Here is a 15,993-nt window from a genome sequence, read left to right as displayed (position 1 = left end):
ATTACACCGGCATGCTCATGATGTCCTTGTATGCGGACAGGAGTTTGTTGCGGACCTGGAGGGTCGCTTCGAAGCCGACCGATGCCTGCTGGCGGGCGAGCATCACCTTGGCGATGTCGACCGTGTCGCCGCGCTCATAAGCCTCGGACAGTGCACCGGCCTGGTTCTGGGCGGCGTTGACCTGCTTGAACGCGTCTTCCATCGACGCGGTGAAGCTCGTGGCCTTGCTGTCCGAGGCGCCGGTGACGGCACCCGCGGGCGTCTCATTGGCCTTGGCGAGCGCGGTGTTGCGCTCGAGGATCGAAGCGCGGAGCGCCATGACCCGGTCGACGCTCATCGCGCCGCCACCCCCGATACCGTCGATACCGCTCATGCCGAGGCCCTCGCCTTGCTATCGATCTGCTCGCCCTGCTCGCGCGCCTTGGCGAGGCGGTAGCGCAGGGTGCGTTCGGAGATGCCGAGCCGCTTGGCGGTCTCGATCCGGCTGCCGCCGCATTCGGCGAGCACTTCGCGGATCGCGGCGAACTCGTGCATCTGGACGATGTTGGAGAGCGTGCCCGACGCCTCGACGTCGAGGCGCGGTGCGCTCGGGCGGTCGAAGATCAGATGCTCGGGATCGATCGTGCGGCCGCCGCAGAGCAGCAGCGCGCGCTGGATGACATTCTCGAGCTCGCGGACATTGCCCGGCCAGTCATGGTCGCTGAGCGCCTCGAGCGCGGCGTTCGAGATCCACGGCATCGCGCCGCGGCCGCCGGCGTGGCGCACGACCATCGCGGCGGCGAGCGCGGCGATGTCGCCCTGACGCTCGACGAGCGCCTTGGTCATCAGCGGGAAGACCGACAGGCGGTAGTAAAGATCGGCGCGGAAGCGGCCGGCGGCGACTTCGGCCTGGAGGTCGCGGTTGGCGCAGGCGACGACGCGGACATCGACCTTCTCCGGCATCGTGCCGCCGATCGGCACCACTTCGCGCTCCTGGAGCACGCGGAGCAGCTTGGCCTGGAGGGCCAGCGGCATCTCGGCGATCTCGTCGAGCAGGATCGTGCCGCCATGCGCGGCGCGGAAGAAGCCCTGGCCGCCCGAGGAGGCGCCAGTGAAGGCGCCCTTCTGGTGGCCGAACAGCATCGCCTCGAGCATCGTCTCGGGCAGTGCTGCGCAGTTGATCGCGACGAACGGCCCGTCCTTGCGGGTCGAGCCATTGTGGATGGCGCGGGCAAGGACTTCCTTGCCGGTGCCGGTCGGGCCGTTGATCAGCACGGTGATGTCGGAAGCGGCGACGCGCTCGGCCAGCGCCAGCAGCGCCAGGCTCTCGGGGTCGGCGGCAACCGGCTCGTGCGGCCCACGCAGCAGCGCGGTGGCGAAGCCGGCGCCGACGGCGCTGTCTTCGCTGGTGTAGGAAAGGCGGGCGGGGTTGCCGTCGCCGAACGCGATCGCCTGGCGGCCTTCGTCGCCGAGGATCAGCGTGCGGGCGGCTGCGGGAGGCACTTCGCCCTCGGCCACCAGGAAGAGATCATTCGCGGAAGGGCGGCCTTCCTCGCAGGAGCCGACGGCGAAACCCTGGGCACGCAGCGACGACACGAGCGCATATTTCTGGCGCAGCACGGCAGCGGACGGAACGATGGATCGCATTGGTAAACCCCCTGGACACCATCCTTTTGGCGCTAGGTTGGTTAACGGCGCGTAAATTTACGTAATCCGCCACCACCTTGGTCCGGGCGCGTCTACGCGTGCGCATGTAGAGGCGAAATTTTTTGCTTAAGTCGGTCACGCAGCGGCCGTTCCTTGGCTTGGCGGCTCCGAGCTCCCGTTCAGGGGGGTAAATGGGAAGCCGACGAGCATGGAGTAAAGAACATGACTGTTATCGGAACCAACACCGCGGCGCTGCGCGCCGCCAATGCTTCGACCGGTGCCAACAGCGCGCTGGCCACTTCGATGGAGCGCCTGTCGACCGGCAAGCGCATCAACAGCGCGAAGGACGACGCCGCCGGCCTGGCGATCGCCTCGACCATGACCGCGTCGATCCGCGGCATGAACCAGGGCATCCGCAACGCCAATGACGGCATCTCGATGGCGCAGACCGCCGAAGGCGCGCTCGGCGAAGTCACCAACATGCTGCAGCGTATCCGCGAGCTGTCGGTCCAGTCGGCTTCGGGCACCTATTCGGACGACGACCGTTCGAACCTGCAGACCGAAGTCACCGCGCTGACCACCCAGATCACCAACATCCTGACGAACACCACCTTCAACGGCGTGGCCCTGTTCGACGGTTCGGCCGGTGACTCGGGCAGCGTGACCATCCAGACCGGTTCGACCGCAGCTGACACCGTCGACCTCGACTTCAGCGAGATCGATCTCGACGACGCCGTCGCGATCGACATCTCGGACAAGGACGATGCTTCGGACGCGCTGGATACGCTCGACGACGCACTCAAGACGGTCAACACTGCCCGCGCCGCCCTCGGCGCCGGTCAGAGCCAGCTCGAGTCGGTGGTCAACAACCTCCAGTCGAACGTGGCAAACCTGAGCGACGCACGCAGCCGTATCGAGGATACGGATTACTCGACCGAGACCGCGGCGCTCGCCAAGGCTCAGATCCTGTCTCAGGCTTCGACGGCGATGCTCGCCCAGGCGAACCAGAGCCAGCAGTCGGTCCTCAAGCTTCTTCAGTAAGCGCGTGCCGGTCGGGGTGTCACCCCCCTGACAGGCACCAAGGCCGGTCACCCCTTCTTGCCGGAGGGGGCGCATGGGGAGCCCCGGTGGTCCTAGTGACCACCGGGGTTTTTCCTTTTACTTCTTCTCGGGCTGCCCGCCCGGCTTCCATTGCGGCTTGTCGGCGCTGTTGGCGAGGCTGCGCACGGGCGCGATCAGCGACTGGATCGCGCGGGTCATGAACGGAATGTCGAGGTTGGCCAGCGTGTCTTCGGGGCTGTGATAGGTCGGAACCACCGCCCAGCCCGACAGCGTGTGTGCAACCACGCCGACCTTGGCGAGCGAATAATTGTCCGAGCGCTCGAAGAAATGCTGGTCGGGATAGGGATCCGCGGCGACCAGCGCGCCATGCGCCTTGAGCGTGTCGCCCAGCGTCGAGCGCTCCATCCCCGTCATCATCATGTGCCCGGCCGGGAGCTTGGGATCCTGCGCGCCGATCATCTCGATCTCGATATTGGCGACGATCTGGTCGATCGGCACCGGCGGATGCTTGCCGAACCAGGTCGATCCGAACCCGCCAATCTCCTCGCTGCCATAAGCGACGAACAGGATGCCGCGCTTCATCGGCTTGCCCGAGGCGAGCGCGTGCGCCAGCTCGAGCACCGCGGTGGTGCCCGAGGCATCGTCATTGGCGCCGTGCATGATCACGCCATCGGGACGCACGCCCAAATGATCGAGATGCGCGGTGAGGAGCAGATACCCCGCCGCCGGATCGGTGCCGGGCAGATAGCCGATCGCGTTGGTGGTAACGCTCGTCTTCTTCTCGACATCGAAGCTCGCGGCAACCGTGGCGCCTGGCTTGGCCGCTAGCGCGTCGAACGCGGCGGCGGGAAGCACGAGCAGCGCCGGGCCGTTGCCGTCCATCCCGGCCTGCCCGTCATCGAGATAGGTCGGCATGCGCGGCTTGCCGCCGAACTTCTCCAGCGTTTCCTTGGTCGCGGCGTTTTCGCGGACGATCACCAGCTTCGCACCATTGGCACCGGCGGCGCGGTAAAGGCCGAACATCTGCATGCCGGGGCCGTCGACACGCGCCAGGACGACGTCCCCCTTGGGCAGCTTGGCCAGATCGGTGCCGGCAAAGACAACCGTCTTGCCCGACACCGGCTGGAGCCCGCCGACCAGCACCGAGGTTCCGCCGATCGCAGCGCCATCAGCAGTGAGCGTTACGCCTTTCAGGCTGGTACGCACGATCGTCGCGGGCTGAAGATAGCCGGGCATGCCCGGCGCGGTCTTCAGCCCGAAACCCTCGAACTGCGATGCGACATAGGCGGCGGCGATCGCTTCATCGCGGGTCGCGCTGCCGCGGCCCTGCAGGGCATCACTCGCCAGGAAGCTCTCATGCGCGCGCACCCATTCGGGGCGGACGGTCCACTTGTCCTGGGCAAGGGCCGGCGTTGCCAGCATGCCGAACGCGATCGCGCCGGCCAGGAACAGATGCTTGGTCAATGGAAATCCCCCAAATGGTTCGTTGGGCGGATTTCTGGGGCAAGCCTCGGGGTCGCGCAAGCGGAGACACGGCGCCGAAAGTCACGAAAGTCACGACACTCACGCGCGGGCGTACGCGCGCGCGTGAGAAGAAGCGGGTGCGGAGCGAGCGCGGAAGAGGATGCTGCCAAGGCCATGGAAGGAGCCTTGCAGACGAAATCCTACATTGCCAGCCGCTTATTCCCCGGCGAAGGCCGGGGCCCAAGACCACAAGCGCCCGAGCAGAGAAACCCTGGGCCCCGGCTTTCGCCGGGGAGCAAGGAAGGAGATGACGAAGGGGTTACCCCAACCGCCGCGCCAAGCCTTTCTTCAGCCGGGCATGCGCGCTCGCCTTGATCTGGCAGATGCGCGCGGCGCCGACGCCGAGGACCTGGCCGATCTCCTCGAGGTTCAATTCCTCGACATAATAAAGCTGGATCACCTGCTGCTCGCGCTCGGGCAGCTCGGCGATCGCTTCGATCAGCGCCTCGCGCTGGCCGCTTTCGGCGAGCTGCTCAAAGGCATTGGGCTCGTCGGACATGAACCAGGGGCTCTCGTCCGAATAAGCGTCGTCGATCGAATCGAAGCGCACCGCCTCGGCATTGGCATAGTCGGTGCGCAGCTTCTCGGGCGTGACGCCGAGCCGGGCGGCGAGCTGCTCGTCATCGGGCGCGTGGCCAAGCTCGGAGGTGAGCGCCGAGACCGCCTCATGATAGGCCTTGCGCCGGCGCATCGCCCCGCGCGTGGTCGTCGCCTGGCGGCGCAGTTCGTCGATCATCGCACCGCGCAAGCGCGTGGCGAGATATTGCTCGAACGTGACCTGGCCGCGATCCTCGAAATTCGCCGAGGCCTCGATCAGCGCGACGAGCCCGATCTGGATCAGGTCCTCGACCTCGACGAGCGAACTCATCGAGCCGTGGATGTGCCACGCAATCCGCCGCACCAAAGGCAAATGCTTGCGCACCAGTGCCTCGGGATCGCGCCGGGGCGGCGCGGGCGTGTAGGTCAGCGGTGGGTCAAGTGCCAATGAAGCCATGGCGTCTAGTTTCCCTGGGGTGAAAGCGTTCATGCGGGCAGCGCCTCCGGCGCACCGATCACGGCGACGACTTCGACGGCCTTGTCCTCGGGCACTTCGAAGAAGCTCATCACCGGCGTGTCGGGCAGGACGTTGCGGATCAGCTTGCGGATCGCGATGCGGATCGACGGCTGGACGACGAGCGCAAAGGGCTTGGCCTCGGCGATCAGCGGCTGCGCGGCGTGCTGCAGCGCATCGGCGATGCGGCGGCCGAGATCGGGCTCGATCGTGTGGCGCTTCGACGGATCCGAGCGGACCGCCTGGCCGAGCAGCCCCTCGAGCTGGCCCTCGAGCGTCATCACGCGCAGCGGCTCGCGCACGCCGCACAGGCGCTGGATGATCAGCGGGCCGAGCTCGGGACGGATCAGCTCGATCAGTTCCTCGGCATCGAGCGTCCGCTGCGCGGCGACCGCGATGGCGGCGGCGATGCGGCGGAATTCCTTGAGCGGGATGCTCTCGGCGAGCAGGCCGCGCAGCACCTGGGTGAGCGTGGTGAGCGGCAGCGGCGACGGGCAGAGCGCGGCGACCAGCTGGGCAGAGCGTTCCTTGAGCCCGTCGAGCAGCGACTGGACTTCGTCCGGGCCGAGCAGATCGGTGGCGTTCTGGATCAGGCACTGGTTGAGATGCGTGGCGACCACGGTGCCCGGATCGACGACGAGATAGCCAAGCCCGGTGGCGGCATCGGCGTCGCCGGTCGCGATCCACTGCGCGTCGAGCCCGAAGGTGGGATCCTTGACCGGCTTGCCGCCGACACGGCCCGAAGCCTGGCCGGTATCGATCGCCAGCATCTCGTCGGGCGAGACATTGTCTTCGGCAACGACGACGCCGCCGATGACGATGCGATAGGTGAAGGGTGCCAGGTTGATGTCGTCGCGCACGCGCACCTGCGGCACGACGAAGCCGAGCTCCTTGGAAAGCTGGCGACGCACGCCGGTGATGCGGCCCATCAGCGGCCCGCCGCGACGCTCGTCGACGAGCGGGACGAGGCCATAGCCGATGTCGAGCATCACCTGCATGTTGTCGGTGACTTCGTCCCAGCCGATCTTCGACAGATCGGTCGGCTCGGCCGGCGGCGCGGCGACGATCTTGGGGCGGTTGGCGATCTTGCGCAGGCGCCAGGCGGCAAAGCCGGCACCGGCGGCGGCGGGCAGCATCAGGAAGTGCGGCATGCCGGGGAAGACGCCGAGCAGACCGAGGATGACCGCGACCGGCATCCAGGTCTTGTAGCTGGCGAACTGGCTGCCGATCTGGCCGGCAAGGTCGTCGCTCGACTTGACGCGCGTGACGATGGCGGCGGCGGCGATAGAGAGCAGCAGCGCCGGGACCTGCGCGACGAGCGCGTCACCGATGGCGAGCAGTACATAGGTCGAAGCCGCCTCGCCCACCGCCATGTGATGGCTGGCGACGCCGAGGATCAGGCCGCCGACGACGTTGATCGCGAGGATCAGCAGGCCGGCGACCGCATCGCCCTTCACGAACTTGGACGAACCGTCCATCGCGCCGTAGAAATCGGCTTCGGTCGAGACTTCGAGGCGCTTGGCGCGCGCGTCGTCGGGCGTGATCAGGCCGGCGTTCAAATCGGCGTCGATCGCCATCTGCTTGCCGGGCAACGCATCGAGGGTGAAGCGCGCGCTGACTTCGGAGACGCGGCCCGCACCCTTGGTGACGACGATCATGTTGATGATCACGATGACCGCGAACACGACCAGGCCGACGACATAGTCGCCGCCGATCATGAAGGTGCCGAATGCCTCGATCACATGGCCCGCGGCGCTCTCGCCCTCATGGCCATGGACCAGCACGACGCGGGTCGAGGCGACGTTGAGGCCGAGGCGGAACAGCGTGGCGAACAGCAGGACGGTGGGGAAGGCGGAGAAGTCCAAAGGCTTCTGCGCGTTCAGCGCCACCATCAGCACCGCGAGGCTGATCATGATGTTGAGGATGAAGAAGGCGTCGAGCAGGAAGGCCGGGATCGGCACGACCATGAGCGCGACGAGCAGCAGGATCGCGCCGGGCAGCGCGAAGCTCTTCAAGGCAGGCACCGTGCCCTGCGGAAGCGTGATTGCGGACACTGGGCGTTACGCTCCGAGGTTTGCGAGCATGAGATAGGCGAGCCGGGCATTTTCCGGCGTCGGGCGCAGCGGATCGATGCGGCGGCCGAGCGGATCGGTGGCCGCGGCGCCATCGGGACGCGAGACGTTGAGCTGGGCGAGGGTGTTCTGCACCCAGTGCCGGTCGTTATCGACCGCGCCATTGCCGAGCACGACTTCATTGTCGCCGTCGGTAAAGGCACGGGCGGCGGCGTCGAAGCTGCCGTTCAGGCCATCCGACGCGGCGCCGGTGGCACCGCCGGCGGCGGCACCCTGGTCGAGCTTGCCGGCGAAGCGGCTGTAGATTTCCGACAGCGTGCGCGGCTGGCCGTTCGACGCGTAGAAGACGCTGCGATTGGCGCGCGCGGCGGCGGGGAACATGCCGGCGCCGGTGCGGTCGGGGCTGTCGGCCATCGCGCTGAGGAACTTGTCCGCGCCGCCAAGGCCGAGGAAATGCGCCATGTAAAGGTCGGTGCCGGTCGCCGGGCGGCCGAGGCTGTCCTCGAGCCTGGCCTTGTTGTCCGAGGCGTGCTCGGCGGCCATCAGCGCCGCGGTCTGCGGGTCGCTGCGCATATTGAGGATCGCGGTGCGCGCGGCGGGATCGCTGACGACATAGCGGCCATTGCTGGTCTGCTTGATGCTGTCGGCGGCCCAGGACAGGCCGTGCTCGGCACCGTGCTGCTTGACCACGCCGAGCCAGCTCTGCTCGATGAACTGATAGAGGCCGGTGGCGGACGAGGTGCCGGCGCGCGCATCGGCCTTCAACCCGCTTTCGACCTGTGCCTGGCCGAGCAGATAGTTGAAGTCGATGCCGGTCTTGCGGCTCGCCGTGGCGATCGCCGTCTGGACGCTTGCCCTGGAGTTGACCGAAGTGACGCTCATCTAATCCCGATCCGGATTGCCCTTATTCGGGGCCATCGGAGCAAGGACCGTGCCAGTTCTGGTTAATGCGCGTTATCCACGCCCGTCAGGCGAGCGCGTAGCCTGCAGCCTTGTAGGCCGGCGCCTGCTGACCGGAAAGAAGTTGCAGGCGGCGGCGAACATTTGCCGCCATCAGGTTCACATAGATGCGGCAGGTCTCGTTGAGCTTGTGCGCCTCGGCGGCGAGCTCGCGGACCTCGGGGCCCGGGGCCTCGCCGTCATAGAGCGCGACCGTGTCGATCGCGACGATCTTGTCCTGGGTGGCGCGCTCGAGCGCGGCGACGTCGTTCGCCTTCAGCGCCGCGATTTCGGCGTGCAGGCATTCGATCACCTGGATCAGCGCTTCACGACGGGTCACGGGACTTCCAATCGAGCTTGAAGGCGAGCAGCCGGTCGGCGATCGTCGACGGCGAGAGCGGGAACTTGTTGTCCTGGATGGCCTTGCGGATCCGGGCGACACGCTCGGTATCGACCGGGGGCTGGGCCGCGGCCTGGCCGGAGATTTCCGCCGCTGCGCTCTGCACCGCGGGGCTATCGGCCGCCACGGCGCGGACCGCCGCCACTCGGGCAGCGGGTTCAACGGGCACAGTGCGACGGTCGGTGACCGCGCCTGCCTTCGTGCCGATTGATTCCACCATTGCCTGCAATCCTTGCTGTGCCTGCAATGCTTCAAACGACCGCAGGCGCGCAGGCTTTACAGAAAAATTTCAGTCGCCCTCGGCAAAGCCCGGCAGGCGGGCGCGGCCGGGCTCGATCGCGATCGCCTGGATCGGCGGCTGCTTGTCGTCGACCTTGACGCTGATGCGGCCGCCGGGAGGGGCGTCGTTCATCGCCACGCCCTGGCGCGAGATCGAGAAACCCTCGGATCCGGCCTCGACCGTGACGGCGTCGCCGCGCTTGATCACCGGCTCGACCTTCACCGGCGCAGTGGGGCGGACGACGACGTTGGCCGGCATCGGCGCGGGGACGGCGGCCTTGGGCCTGGGCACCGCGGCGACGGGCACGAAGATCTTCCATGCGGGTGCCATGCAGCGGATCACGACGGCGTCATGGGTCTCGCTGCGCCAGTCGAGCTGGGGCGCGGCGCAGGCGGCGAGCTTGAGGCGGCGGTCGATCGGGGCGATCGCCCCGCCCTGCTCGCCGACGTCCTTGCCGGTGAACTGGGTGACGACAGTGTCGAGCGCAGTGGTGGACTGGAAGTCCTGCGCGGCGAGGCTGAGCGCGAGGGCGAGGATCATGGCCGGTCTCCTTCGAAGCCGAGAGTAAGGACGGCGCGGCGCTGGCCGCGGCCGGTGGAAATCACGATGCGCGAGGGGTCGATCGCATGCGCGCGAACAAGCAAGGCGGCGACGGCGCGGGCGCGGTCGGCGGCGAGGATCGGACCGCTGCCGGTCGCGGGGTCGACATCGGCGGGCGAGCCATCGACTTCGCCGGTCACGCGCAGTCGCGTACGCGGGTCCCGCGCGGCGGTGCGCGCCCATTCGAGCGCGGAACTGGTGTCCGTGGGCAGCGCTGAGCCGGGTGCAAACCCGGTGGCGGTGGCAAGGTCGACCGGCATCGGCGCCGGCCCTGCCTCGCTCGCGCCGAAGCCCGAGCGGATGCCGGCGGCGAGCTTCATCGGATCGACCTGGGTCGCCTGGAGGAAGACGAAGAAGCCGACGAGCAGCAGCGACAGATCGGCCAAAGTGACCAGCCAGGGCGCGCGCGCGGGCTCATCTTCGTCGAACACGGTCACGCGGCGATCTCCTTGAGCGACCCGATGCCGGGCTCGACCGCGGCCAGCGCGGCAAGGCCGGGCTGGAGGCGGAGGCGCTCCTGCGCCTCGTGGCGGGCGCGGCGCTTCAAACGGGTCGCGATCGGCAGCAGCACGAGATTGGCGAGCAGCGCGCCGTAGAGCGTGGCGAGCAGCGCGACGGCCATTGCGCCGCCGATCGCCTGCGGGTCCTTCATCGCGGCGAACATGCCGACCAGGCCGAGCAACGTGCCGACCATGCCCATCGCCGGCGCCAGCTCGGCGGCACCCGACCACAGCTCCCAGGCGCCGCGGTGGCGCTCGAAGCGCGTGCAGCGGCGCTGCTCGAGCAAGGTCTCGACGTCCCTGGGCCCGGCGCCATCGACGATCGCGGCGACTGCGGCAGCGATGTCCGGATCCTCGATCTTCGAGCGATCGAGCGCGATCACGCCGTGGCGCCGCGCGATCCGGGTGAGCGCGGCGACCTGGCCGATCAGCGGCTCGGCATCGAAGCGGCGGCGCGGCAGCACGGCGAGCGCCGCGACACCGCGGACGAGGTCGCCCGACGCAGTGCGCAGCACGGCGCCAGCAGCCACGCCCCCGCCGACAATGGCGAGTGCGAGCGGATCGAGGAAGGTCCCGAGCGCGGGAAGCACATTCATATCCATGCCTGCGTGGGTGCAAGAGACGGGCCAATTGCACGCACGAGGGCGGACGGCAGCCAAGGCCCCAAAAGGCGGCAACCGGCTGCCGACACACCGGCAAAAGCTTGCCGCCGCTTGCCGCTCCTGAGGGGAAAGGCGGTTTTTTCACGCTCCCAGCCAAATTGGCACGACGGTTGCAAAGAGGTCCGCAAGCCATCTGGCGAAACCTTTTGTGCGGGAGACGTGCAATGCCCAACGACAGCCTCTTCGGCGTACATGGCGCAGCGCTGACTGTGCGCTCGCAGCGCATGGGCATGCTCGCGTCGAACATCGCGAACGCCTCGACCCCTGGCTACAAGGCCAAGGACGTCGATTTCCGCGCGGCGCTCAACAGCGCCACCACCACCGGCGGCTCGCTGGACGCGGCGATCGACAGCAACACGCTCTACCGCGTGCCGCTCCAGCCCTCGGCCGACGGCAACACCGTCGAGCTGACCACCGAGCAGACCGCCTTCGCCGAGAACGCCGTCGCCTATCAGACCACGCTGTCGTTCCTGAACGGCCGCATCGGCCAGATCACGCGCGCGCTGAAGGGAGAATAACCATGGGTGACCAGCCCCTTTCGATCTTCCAGGTCTCCGGCCGCGCGATGAGCGCGCAGCTGGTACGGATGAACACGACGGCGTCGAACCTGGCCAATGTCGGCAATGTCGCATCAAGCCCCGAGGCTGCCTATCGCACGATCAAGCCGGTGTTCCGCACCGCCTTCGACCAGGCGAGCGGCATGTCGACCGTCGATGTCGAGCAGGTCGTCACCGCGGGCTCCGATCCCACCAAGCGCTACGATCCCGGCAACCCGATGGCCGACAAGGACGGCAATGTCTGGGAAGCCGCGGTCGATGAGACTCGGGAGCTGGTCGACATGATGGAGACCTCCCGGAACTACCAAAACAATGTCGAAGTGATGCAGACTGCCAAGCAGCTCATCGTCGACACCCTCAAGCTGGGTCGCTGAACATGAGTGATTTCGATTCCACCCTCGCCGGTCTGGGCATCAACCGCTACAACGGCAGCACGACGTCGTCGTCGGGCACGACGCTCAACAACACCACCGACACGTCGAAGACCGGCACCACCGACATGGACGTCTCCGACTTCCTGTCGCTGATGACCGCGCAGCTGAAGAACCAGGACCCGTTCGCGCCGGTCGACAACACCCAGATGGTCGCCCAGATGGCGCAATTCTCGTCGCTCTCGGGCATCACCGAGATGGGCTCGACGCTGAAGACGATCGCGGGCCAGCTCGGCACCAGCACGCTCAACGATGCGATCGGCTATGTCGGCAAGAACGTGCTCGTCGAGGGCTCGACTGCCTATCCGCGCACCTCGGGCGGCCTGGCCGGCGCCGTGGCGCTGGAGGACGACGCGACCAATGTCAGCGTCACCATCAAGGATCAGGACGGCAACACGCTGAAGACGATCGAGATGGGCAAGGAAACCGCAGGCGCGGTCGCCTGGGACTGGGACGGCAAGACCGACTCCGGCGAAGACGCCGGCGCAGGCCCGTTCAACGTCAGCGTCACCGCCACCGACGGCAGCGGCAACGTCAAGGCGCATCCGCTCGTCTGGGCGCCGGTCACCGCGGTCTCGATGGGATCCGACGGCAAGCCCCTCCTCACGCTTCCGGGCATCGGCAACGTGTCCACCGACTCCGTCTGGCAGGTCGGCTGAATCAGTTTTTCCAAGGAGTAACGGAAAATGTCCTTCTTCACTTCGCTCTCCGGCCTTCAGGCGGCTCAGACCGACATGTCGACGATCTCGCATAACCTTGCGAACGTGCAGACCAACGGCTTCAAGAAGAGCACCACCCAGTTCGCCGACGTCATCGCGTCGACCGCCAACATGAACCCGAGCCAGATGGTCGGTTCGGGCGTGGTCGTGAAGGCAGTGCGCCAGCAGTTCGGCCAGGGTGGCTTCACCCAGAGCTCGTCGGCGCTCGACGTCGCGATCTCGGGCGACGGCTTCTTCATCGTCAAGGGCGACGAGAAGAGCGGCAACGGCGTGTCCTATACCCGCAACGGCAGCTTCCAGGTCGATGCCGACCGCTATGTGGTCGACGCCCAGGGCAACAAGCTGCAGGTCTATCCGGTGGACGGCTCGGGCGCGGTGGTCGCGACCGGCCTTTCCTCGACGGTCAGCCTGCGCCTGCCGCAGACCAGCGGCACGCCCGAGGAGACCGAGAACGTCAAGCTCGGCCTCAACCTCAACGCCGGTTCGGCGATCCCGTCGGACAACGTCAAGTTCGACGATACCGAATATAAGTTCGACCGTTTCGACCCGACCACCTACAACCAGTCGGTCCAGACCACGGTCTATGACGCCAACGGCAACGCGCTGACGCTGACCAATTATTTCGTCCGCGAGACCAAGCCGGCCGGCACCGACGCGACCAGCACCTGGAAGGTCTATTCGTTCGTCGGCGACCAGCAGCTCAACGCCGGCGACGATCCCAACACGATGAAGCAGATCGAGCTGACCTTCGACAGCACGGGCAAGCTTTCGGACCCGACCACGCCGATCACCTTCATGGGCTTCCTGGCGCCGGGCGCGACCTCGGAGCAGGTGCTCAAGCTCGACCTGACCGCGGGTACCACCCAGGTCAGCTCGCCGTTCAGCCTCAACTCGACCAGCCAGGACGGTTCGCCCGTCGGCCAGATCGAAGGCGTGACGATCGGCGACGACGGCACGGTGACCGCGAGCTTCTCGAACGGCGACACCCAGGCACTGGGCAAGGTCGTGCTGGCCAGCTTCACCAACAATGCGGGCCTGCGCCAGCTCGGCAACTCGACCTGGGCCGCCACTGGCTTCTCGGGCGATGCACGCCTGGGCGAACCGGGCACCAACGGCTTTGGCGGGCTGATGTCGGGCGCGATCGAGCGCTCGAACGTCGACATCACCGAAGAGCTGGTCAATCTGATCGCGGCACAGCGCAACTTCCAGGCGAATGCCAAGGCGCTCGATACCGCCAGCCAGATGTCCCAGACCATTTTCAACATCCGCAGCTGATCGGTTCGGCTGAGGAGGAGTAAAAAATGGACCGGCTTGTCTACACCGCGATGTCAGGGCTTCGGAGCCAGATGCAGTCGCAGGCGACGATCGCGAACAACATCGCGAACGCCTCGACCATCGGCTTTCGTGCCGAGCGCGTCAGCTTCGACCGGCTGGTCCTTCAGGGTACGGGCCTGGACTCGCGCCAGTTCGCCGCGGAGGAAGTCAACGACTTCGACCGGACGAAGGGCACGATGGTGCAGACCGGCAACCCGCTCGACGTTGCGGTGAACGGCGATGCCTGGATGGCTGTCCAGGCGACCGACGGCACCGAAGCCTATACGAGGCGCGGCGATCTCAAGATCGCGGCCTCGGGCGTGCTGGAAACCGGAGACGGTTTCCCGGTGATGGGGTCGGGGGGCCCCATCACCGTGCCGCCCGCCGACAAGATTTCGATCGCCGAGGACGGCACCGTCTCGATCGTGCCGCGTGGCGGCGATCCGACGCAGCCGCAGGTGATCGACAAGATCAAGCTGTGCAGCACCGACGGCAGCCAGACTGCCAAGGGGCTGGACAATCTCCTCCATGTGAAGGGCGGCGGCGTGCTGCCCGAGGACATGGACGCCAAAGTTGCCTCGGGCTCGCTCGAGCAATCCAATGTGAACCTGACGCAGGCGCTGGTCGACATGATCGAGAACCAGCGCGCCTACGAAGTACAGGCAGGCATGCTCAAGGACGCAAAGAACATGGACGAAAGCTCCGCATCGCTGATGCGGATGCCGTCCTGATAGGGAGTTAGACCGATGGGTTCGGCAGCAATGCACATCGCGCGTACGGGTCTCGACGCGCAGGATACCCGGATGCGGGTCATCTCGAACAACCTCGCGAACGTGAACACCACCGCGTTCAAGAAGGATCGCGCGAGCTTCCAGACGCTGGCCTATCAGGTCGTCACTGCGCCTGGCGCCGCCTCGACCGCGGAGACGAAATACGCGACCGGCCTGAACCTCGGCACCGGCGTGCGCACCCAAGGTACGCAGCGCATCGAGACGCAGGGATCGCTCCAGACGACCGGCAACGGCCTGGACATGGCGATCGACGGCAATGGCTATTTCCAGATCCAGCTGCCCGGCGGCGGCATGGGCTATACCCGCGCGGGCAATTTCTCGCGCTCGGCGGAAGGCCAGCTGGTCACCTCCGAGGGCTATCAGGTGATGCCCGGCGTCACGATCCCCGAGGGCGCGATCTCGGTCACCGTCGGCAGCGACGGCACGGTCTCGGCGCAGATGCCGAACCAGACCGACCTCACCCAGATCGGCCAGATCCAGATCGCGAGCTTCCCCAATGCGGCGGGCCTGCAGGCGGTGGGCGACAATTATCTGATCGAGACGCCGGCGAGCGGCACGGTCGCGCTGGGCAATGCCGGCGTCGATGGCCGCGGCACTGTCCGCCAGGGCATGCTCGAAGGCTCGAACGTCAATGTCGTCGAGGAGCTGGTCGACATGATCGAGACCCAGCGCGCCTATGAGGTCAACTCGAAGATGATCTCGGCGACCGACGAGATGCTCAAATATGTCAACCAGAACATCTGAGGGCGCAGCCATGAAGTTTCTCACCGGCCTCGCCGCCGGCGCGCTCATCGCCGCCGGACTCGCCTTCACCGCGACGCCCGCCAAGGCGCAGTTCCTTGGCATCGGCGGCAAGAAGAAGCCCAAGGAGGATTACTCCGTGACGCTTCCGACTGCGGCGCCAGCCGCGCCGCCGGCCAATGGCAGCATCTTCCAGGCGAGCGATGGCTATGCCGCGCTCTACGAGGGCCAGCGCGCCCGCCGCATCGGCGATCCGCTGAGCATCCTGCTGGTCGAGAAGACCGCCGCGTCCAAGTCGGCGGGCAGCAAGCTCGACAGCTCGGGCGGGTTCGGCATCACGCCGCCGACCACCGGCAATCTCTCGCTGTTCAAGGACACCGATGCGAGCGTGAGCGGCAAGCGCAACTTCTCCGGCACCGGCGCCGCCGACCAGTCGAACGCGCTGTCGGGCGAGATCAGCGTCACCGTTGCCGCGGTCTATCCGAACGGCACGATGCTGGTGCAGGGCCAGAAGCGCGTGACGCTCAATCGCGGCGACGAGTTCGTCCAGATCAAGGGCATCGTCCGCGTGGCGGACATCGATGCGAACAACCGCGTGCTCTCCACGCGCGTCGCCGATGCCCGCATCGCCTATACCGGCAAGGGCGACGTCGCCCGCGCCAGCCGTCAGGGCTGGCTGAGCCGGTTCTTCTCCGTGATCAGCCCCTTCTAAGAGCCGGAGCAG

The 15,993-nt window shown here is 67.0% G+C and carries 19 protein-coding genes; 8 read left to right on the top strand and 11 right to left on the bottom strand.

Annotated elements, in window-relative coordinates:
- Window position 1: 1 nt before the first annotated feature.
- Together fliE and HZY97_RS13305 are read right to left on the bottom strand one after the other, a co-directional pair.
- Window positions 2-373 carry a flagellar hook-basal body complex protein FliE gene (gene fliE / locus HZY97_RS13310; RefSeq protein ID WP_180144334.1) on the bottom strand — a complete coding sequence of 124 codons (372 nt, stop codon included), beginning with the start codon at window positions 371-373 and terminating at the stop codon, window positions 2-4.
- Window positions 370-1,626 (bottom strand): sigma-54-dependent Fis family transcriptional regulator, encoded by a 1,257-nt coding sequence (locus HZY97_RS13305; protein ID WP_180144331.1) that lies wholly within the window; start codon window positions 1,624-1,626, stop codon window positions 370-372. The genes fliE and HZY97_RS13305 overlap by 4 nt, the downstream gene beginning before the upstream one ends.
- Before the next feature lie 222 nt (window positions 1,627-1,848).
- Here HZY97_RS13305 and HZY97_RS13300 point away from each other — a divergent pair, with 222 nt between their 5' ends.
- A complete protein-coding gene (locus HZY97_RS13300) occupies window positions 1,849-2,667 on the top strand; it encodes a flagellin (RefSeq protein WP_180144328.1) in 819 nt (272 codons plus the stop codon).
- Window positions 2,668-2,784: 117 nt separating this feature from the next.
- Here the strand turns inward: HZY97_RS13300 and HZY97_RS13295 are convergent, their stop codons facing one another.
- The 9 genes from HZY97_RS13295 to HZY97_RS13255 all read right to left on the bottom strand — a co-directional run bounded on the left by HZY97_RS13295 (window position 2,785) and on the right by HZY97_RS13255 (window position 10,650).
- A complete protein-coding gene (locus HZY97_RS13295; protein ID WP_257215037.1) occupies window positions 2,785-4,152 on the bottom strand; it encodes a M28 family metallopeptidase in 1,368 nt (455 codons plus the stop codon).
- 319 nt (window positions 4,153-4,471) lie between these two features.
- On the bottom strand, window positions 4,472-5,206 hold the full coding sequence (locus tag HZY97_RS13290; protein ID WP_180144325.1) for a sigma-70 family RNA polymerase sigma factor: 735 nt from the start codon (window positions 5,204-5,206) through the stop codon (window positions 4,472-4,474).
- 29 nt (window positions 5,207-5,235) lie between these two features.
- The gene (gene flhA, locus HZY97_RS13285; protein ID WP_180144629.1) at window positions 5,236-7,287 is read right to left on the bottom strand and encodes a flagellar biosynthesis protein FlhA; all 2,052 of its coding nucleotides are present in this window, start codon (window positions 7,285-7,287) and stop codon (window positions 5,236-5,238) included.
- A gap of 36 nt (window positions 7,288-7,323) precedes the next feature.
- The gene (locus HZY97_RS13280) at window positions 7,324-8,217 is read right to left on the bottom strand and encodes a lytic transglycosylase domain-containing protein (protein WP_180144323.1); all 894 of its coding nucleotides are present in this window, start codon (window positions 8,215-8,217) and stop codon (window positions 7,324-7,326) included.
- Window positions 8,218-8,302: 85 nt separating this feature from the next.
- Entirely contained in the window at window positions 8,303-8,614 is a 312-nt protein-coding gene (locus HZY97_RS13275) for a flagellar protein FlgN (RefSeq protein ID WP_180144321.1), read from the bottom strand.
- Window positions 8,601-8,894, bottom strand: coding sequence for a flagellar biosynthesis anti-sigma factor FlgM (gene flgM / locus HZY97_RS13270; RefSeq protein ID WP_180144318.1), 294 nt, complete (start codon window positions 8,892-8,894; stop codon window positions 8,601-8,603). The genes HZY97_RS13275 and flgM overlap by 14 nt, the downstream gene beginning before the upstream one ends.
- A 69-nt stretch (window positions 8,895-8,963) precedes the next feature.
- Window positions 8,964-9,494: a flagella basal body P-ring formation protein FlgA gene (locus HZY97_RS13265; protein ID WP_180144315.1), complete on the bottom strand. Its 531-nt coding sequence runs from the start codon at window positions 9,492-9,494 to the stop codon at window positions 8,964-8,966.
- Window positions 9,491-9,991: a flagellar motor protein MotB gene (locus HZY97_RS13260; protein ID WP_180144312.1), complete on the bottom strand. Its 501-nt coding sequence runs from the start codon at window positions 9,989-9,991 to the stop codon at window positions 9,491-9,493. Before HZY97_RS13260 ends, HZY97_RS13265 begins: the two co-directional genes overlap by 4 nt.
- The gene (locus HZY97_RS13255) at window positions 9,988-10,650 is read right to left on the bottom strand and encodes a motility protein A (RefSeq protein WP_180144309.1); all 663 of its coding nucleotides are present in this window, start codon (window positions 10,648-10,650) and stop codon (window positions 9,988-9,990) included. Before HZY97_RS13255 ends, HZY97_RS13260 begins: the two co-directional genes overlap by 4 nt.
- 230 nt (window positions 10,651-10,880) lie before the next feature.
- Here HZY97_RS13255 and flgB point away from each other — a divergent pair, with 230 nt between their 5' ends.
- Genes flgB through HZY97_RS13220 form a run of 7 tightly spaced genes read left to right on the top strand, consistent with a single transcriptional unit; the run spans window position 10,881 to window position 15,981 of the window.
- Entirely contained in the window at window positions 10,881-11,234 is a 354-nt protein-coding gene (gene flgB / locus HZY97_RS13250; RefSeq protein WP_180144308.1) for a flagellar basal body rod protein FlgB, read from the top strand.
- Between the two features lie 2 nt (window positions 11,235-11,236).
- The gene (gene flgC, locus HZY97_RS13245; protein ID WP_180144305.1) at window positions 11,237-11,647 is read left to right on the top strand and encodes a flagellar basal body rod protein FlgC; all 411 of its coding nucleotides are present in this window, start codon (window positions 11,237-11,239) and stop codon (window positions 11,645-11,647) included.
- Window positions 11,648-11,649: 2 nt separating this feature from the next.
- Window positions 11,650-12,363, top strand: a complete 714-nt coding sequence (locus HZY97_RS13240; RefSeq protein WP_180144302.1) for a flagellar hook assembly protein FlgD — start codon at window positions 11,650-11,652, stop codon at window positions 12,361-12,363.
- 27 nt (window positions 12,364-12,390) lie between these two features.
- Window positions 12,391-13,698: a flagellar hook protein FlgE gene (locus HZY97_RS13235; RefSeq protein ID WP_180144299.1), complete on the top strand. Its 1,308-nt coding sequence runs from the start codon at window positions 12,391-12,393 to the stop codon at window positions 13,696-13,698.
- Window positions 13,699-13,724: 26 nt separating this feature from the next.
- Window positions 13,725-14,468 (top strand): flagellar basal-body rod protein FlgF, encoded by a 744-nt coding sequence (gene flgF / locus HZY97_RS13230; protein ID WP_180144296.1) that lies wholly within the window; start codon window positions 13,725-13,727, stop codon window positions 14,466-14,468.
- Between the two features lie 15 nt (window positions 14,469-14,483).
- A complete protein-coding gene (gene flgG, locus HZY97_RS13225; protein WP_180144294.1) occupies window positions 14,484-15,272 on the top strand; it encodes a flagellar basal-body rod protein FlgG in 789 nt (262 codons plus the stop codon).
- 10 nt (window positions 15,273-15,282) lie between these two features.
- Window positions 15,283-15,981 carry a flagellar basal body L-ring protein FlgH gene (locus HZY97_RS13220; RefSeq protein ID WP_257215036.1) on the top strand — a complete coding sequence of 233 codons (699 nt, stop codon included), beginning with the start codon at window positions 15,283-15,285 and terminating at the stop codon, window positions 15,979-15,981.
- The last annotated feature ends 12 nt before the right edge of the window (window positions 15,982-15,993 follow it).

This window comes from Sphingomonas sp. R-74633, assembly GCF_013416555.1.
Taxonomy (GTDB): Bacteria; Pseudomonadota; Alphaproteobacteria; order Sphingomonadales; family Sphingomonadaceae; genus Sphingomonas.
This window is presented reverse-complemented; position numbering and strand designations above follow the sequence as displayed.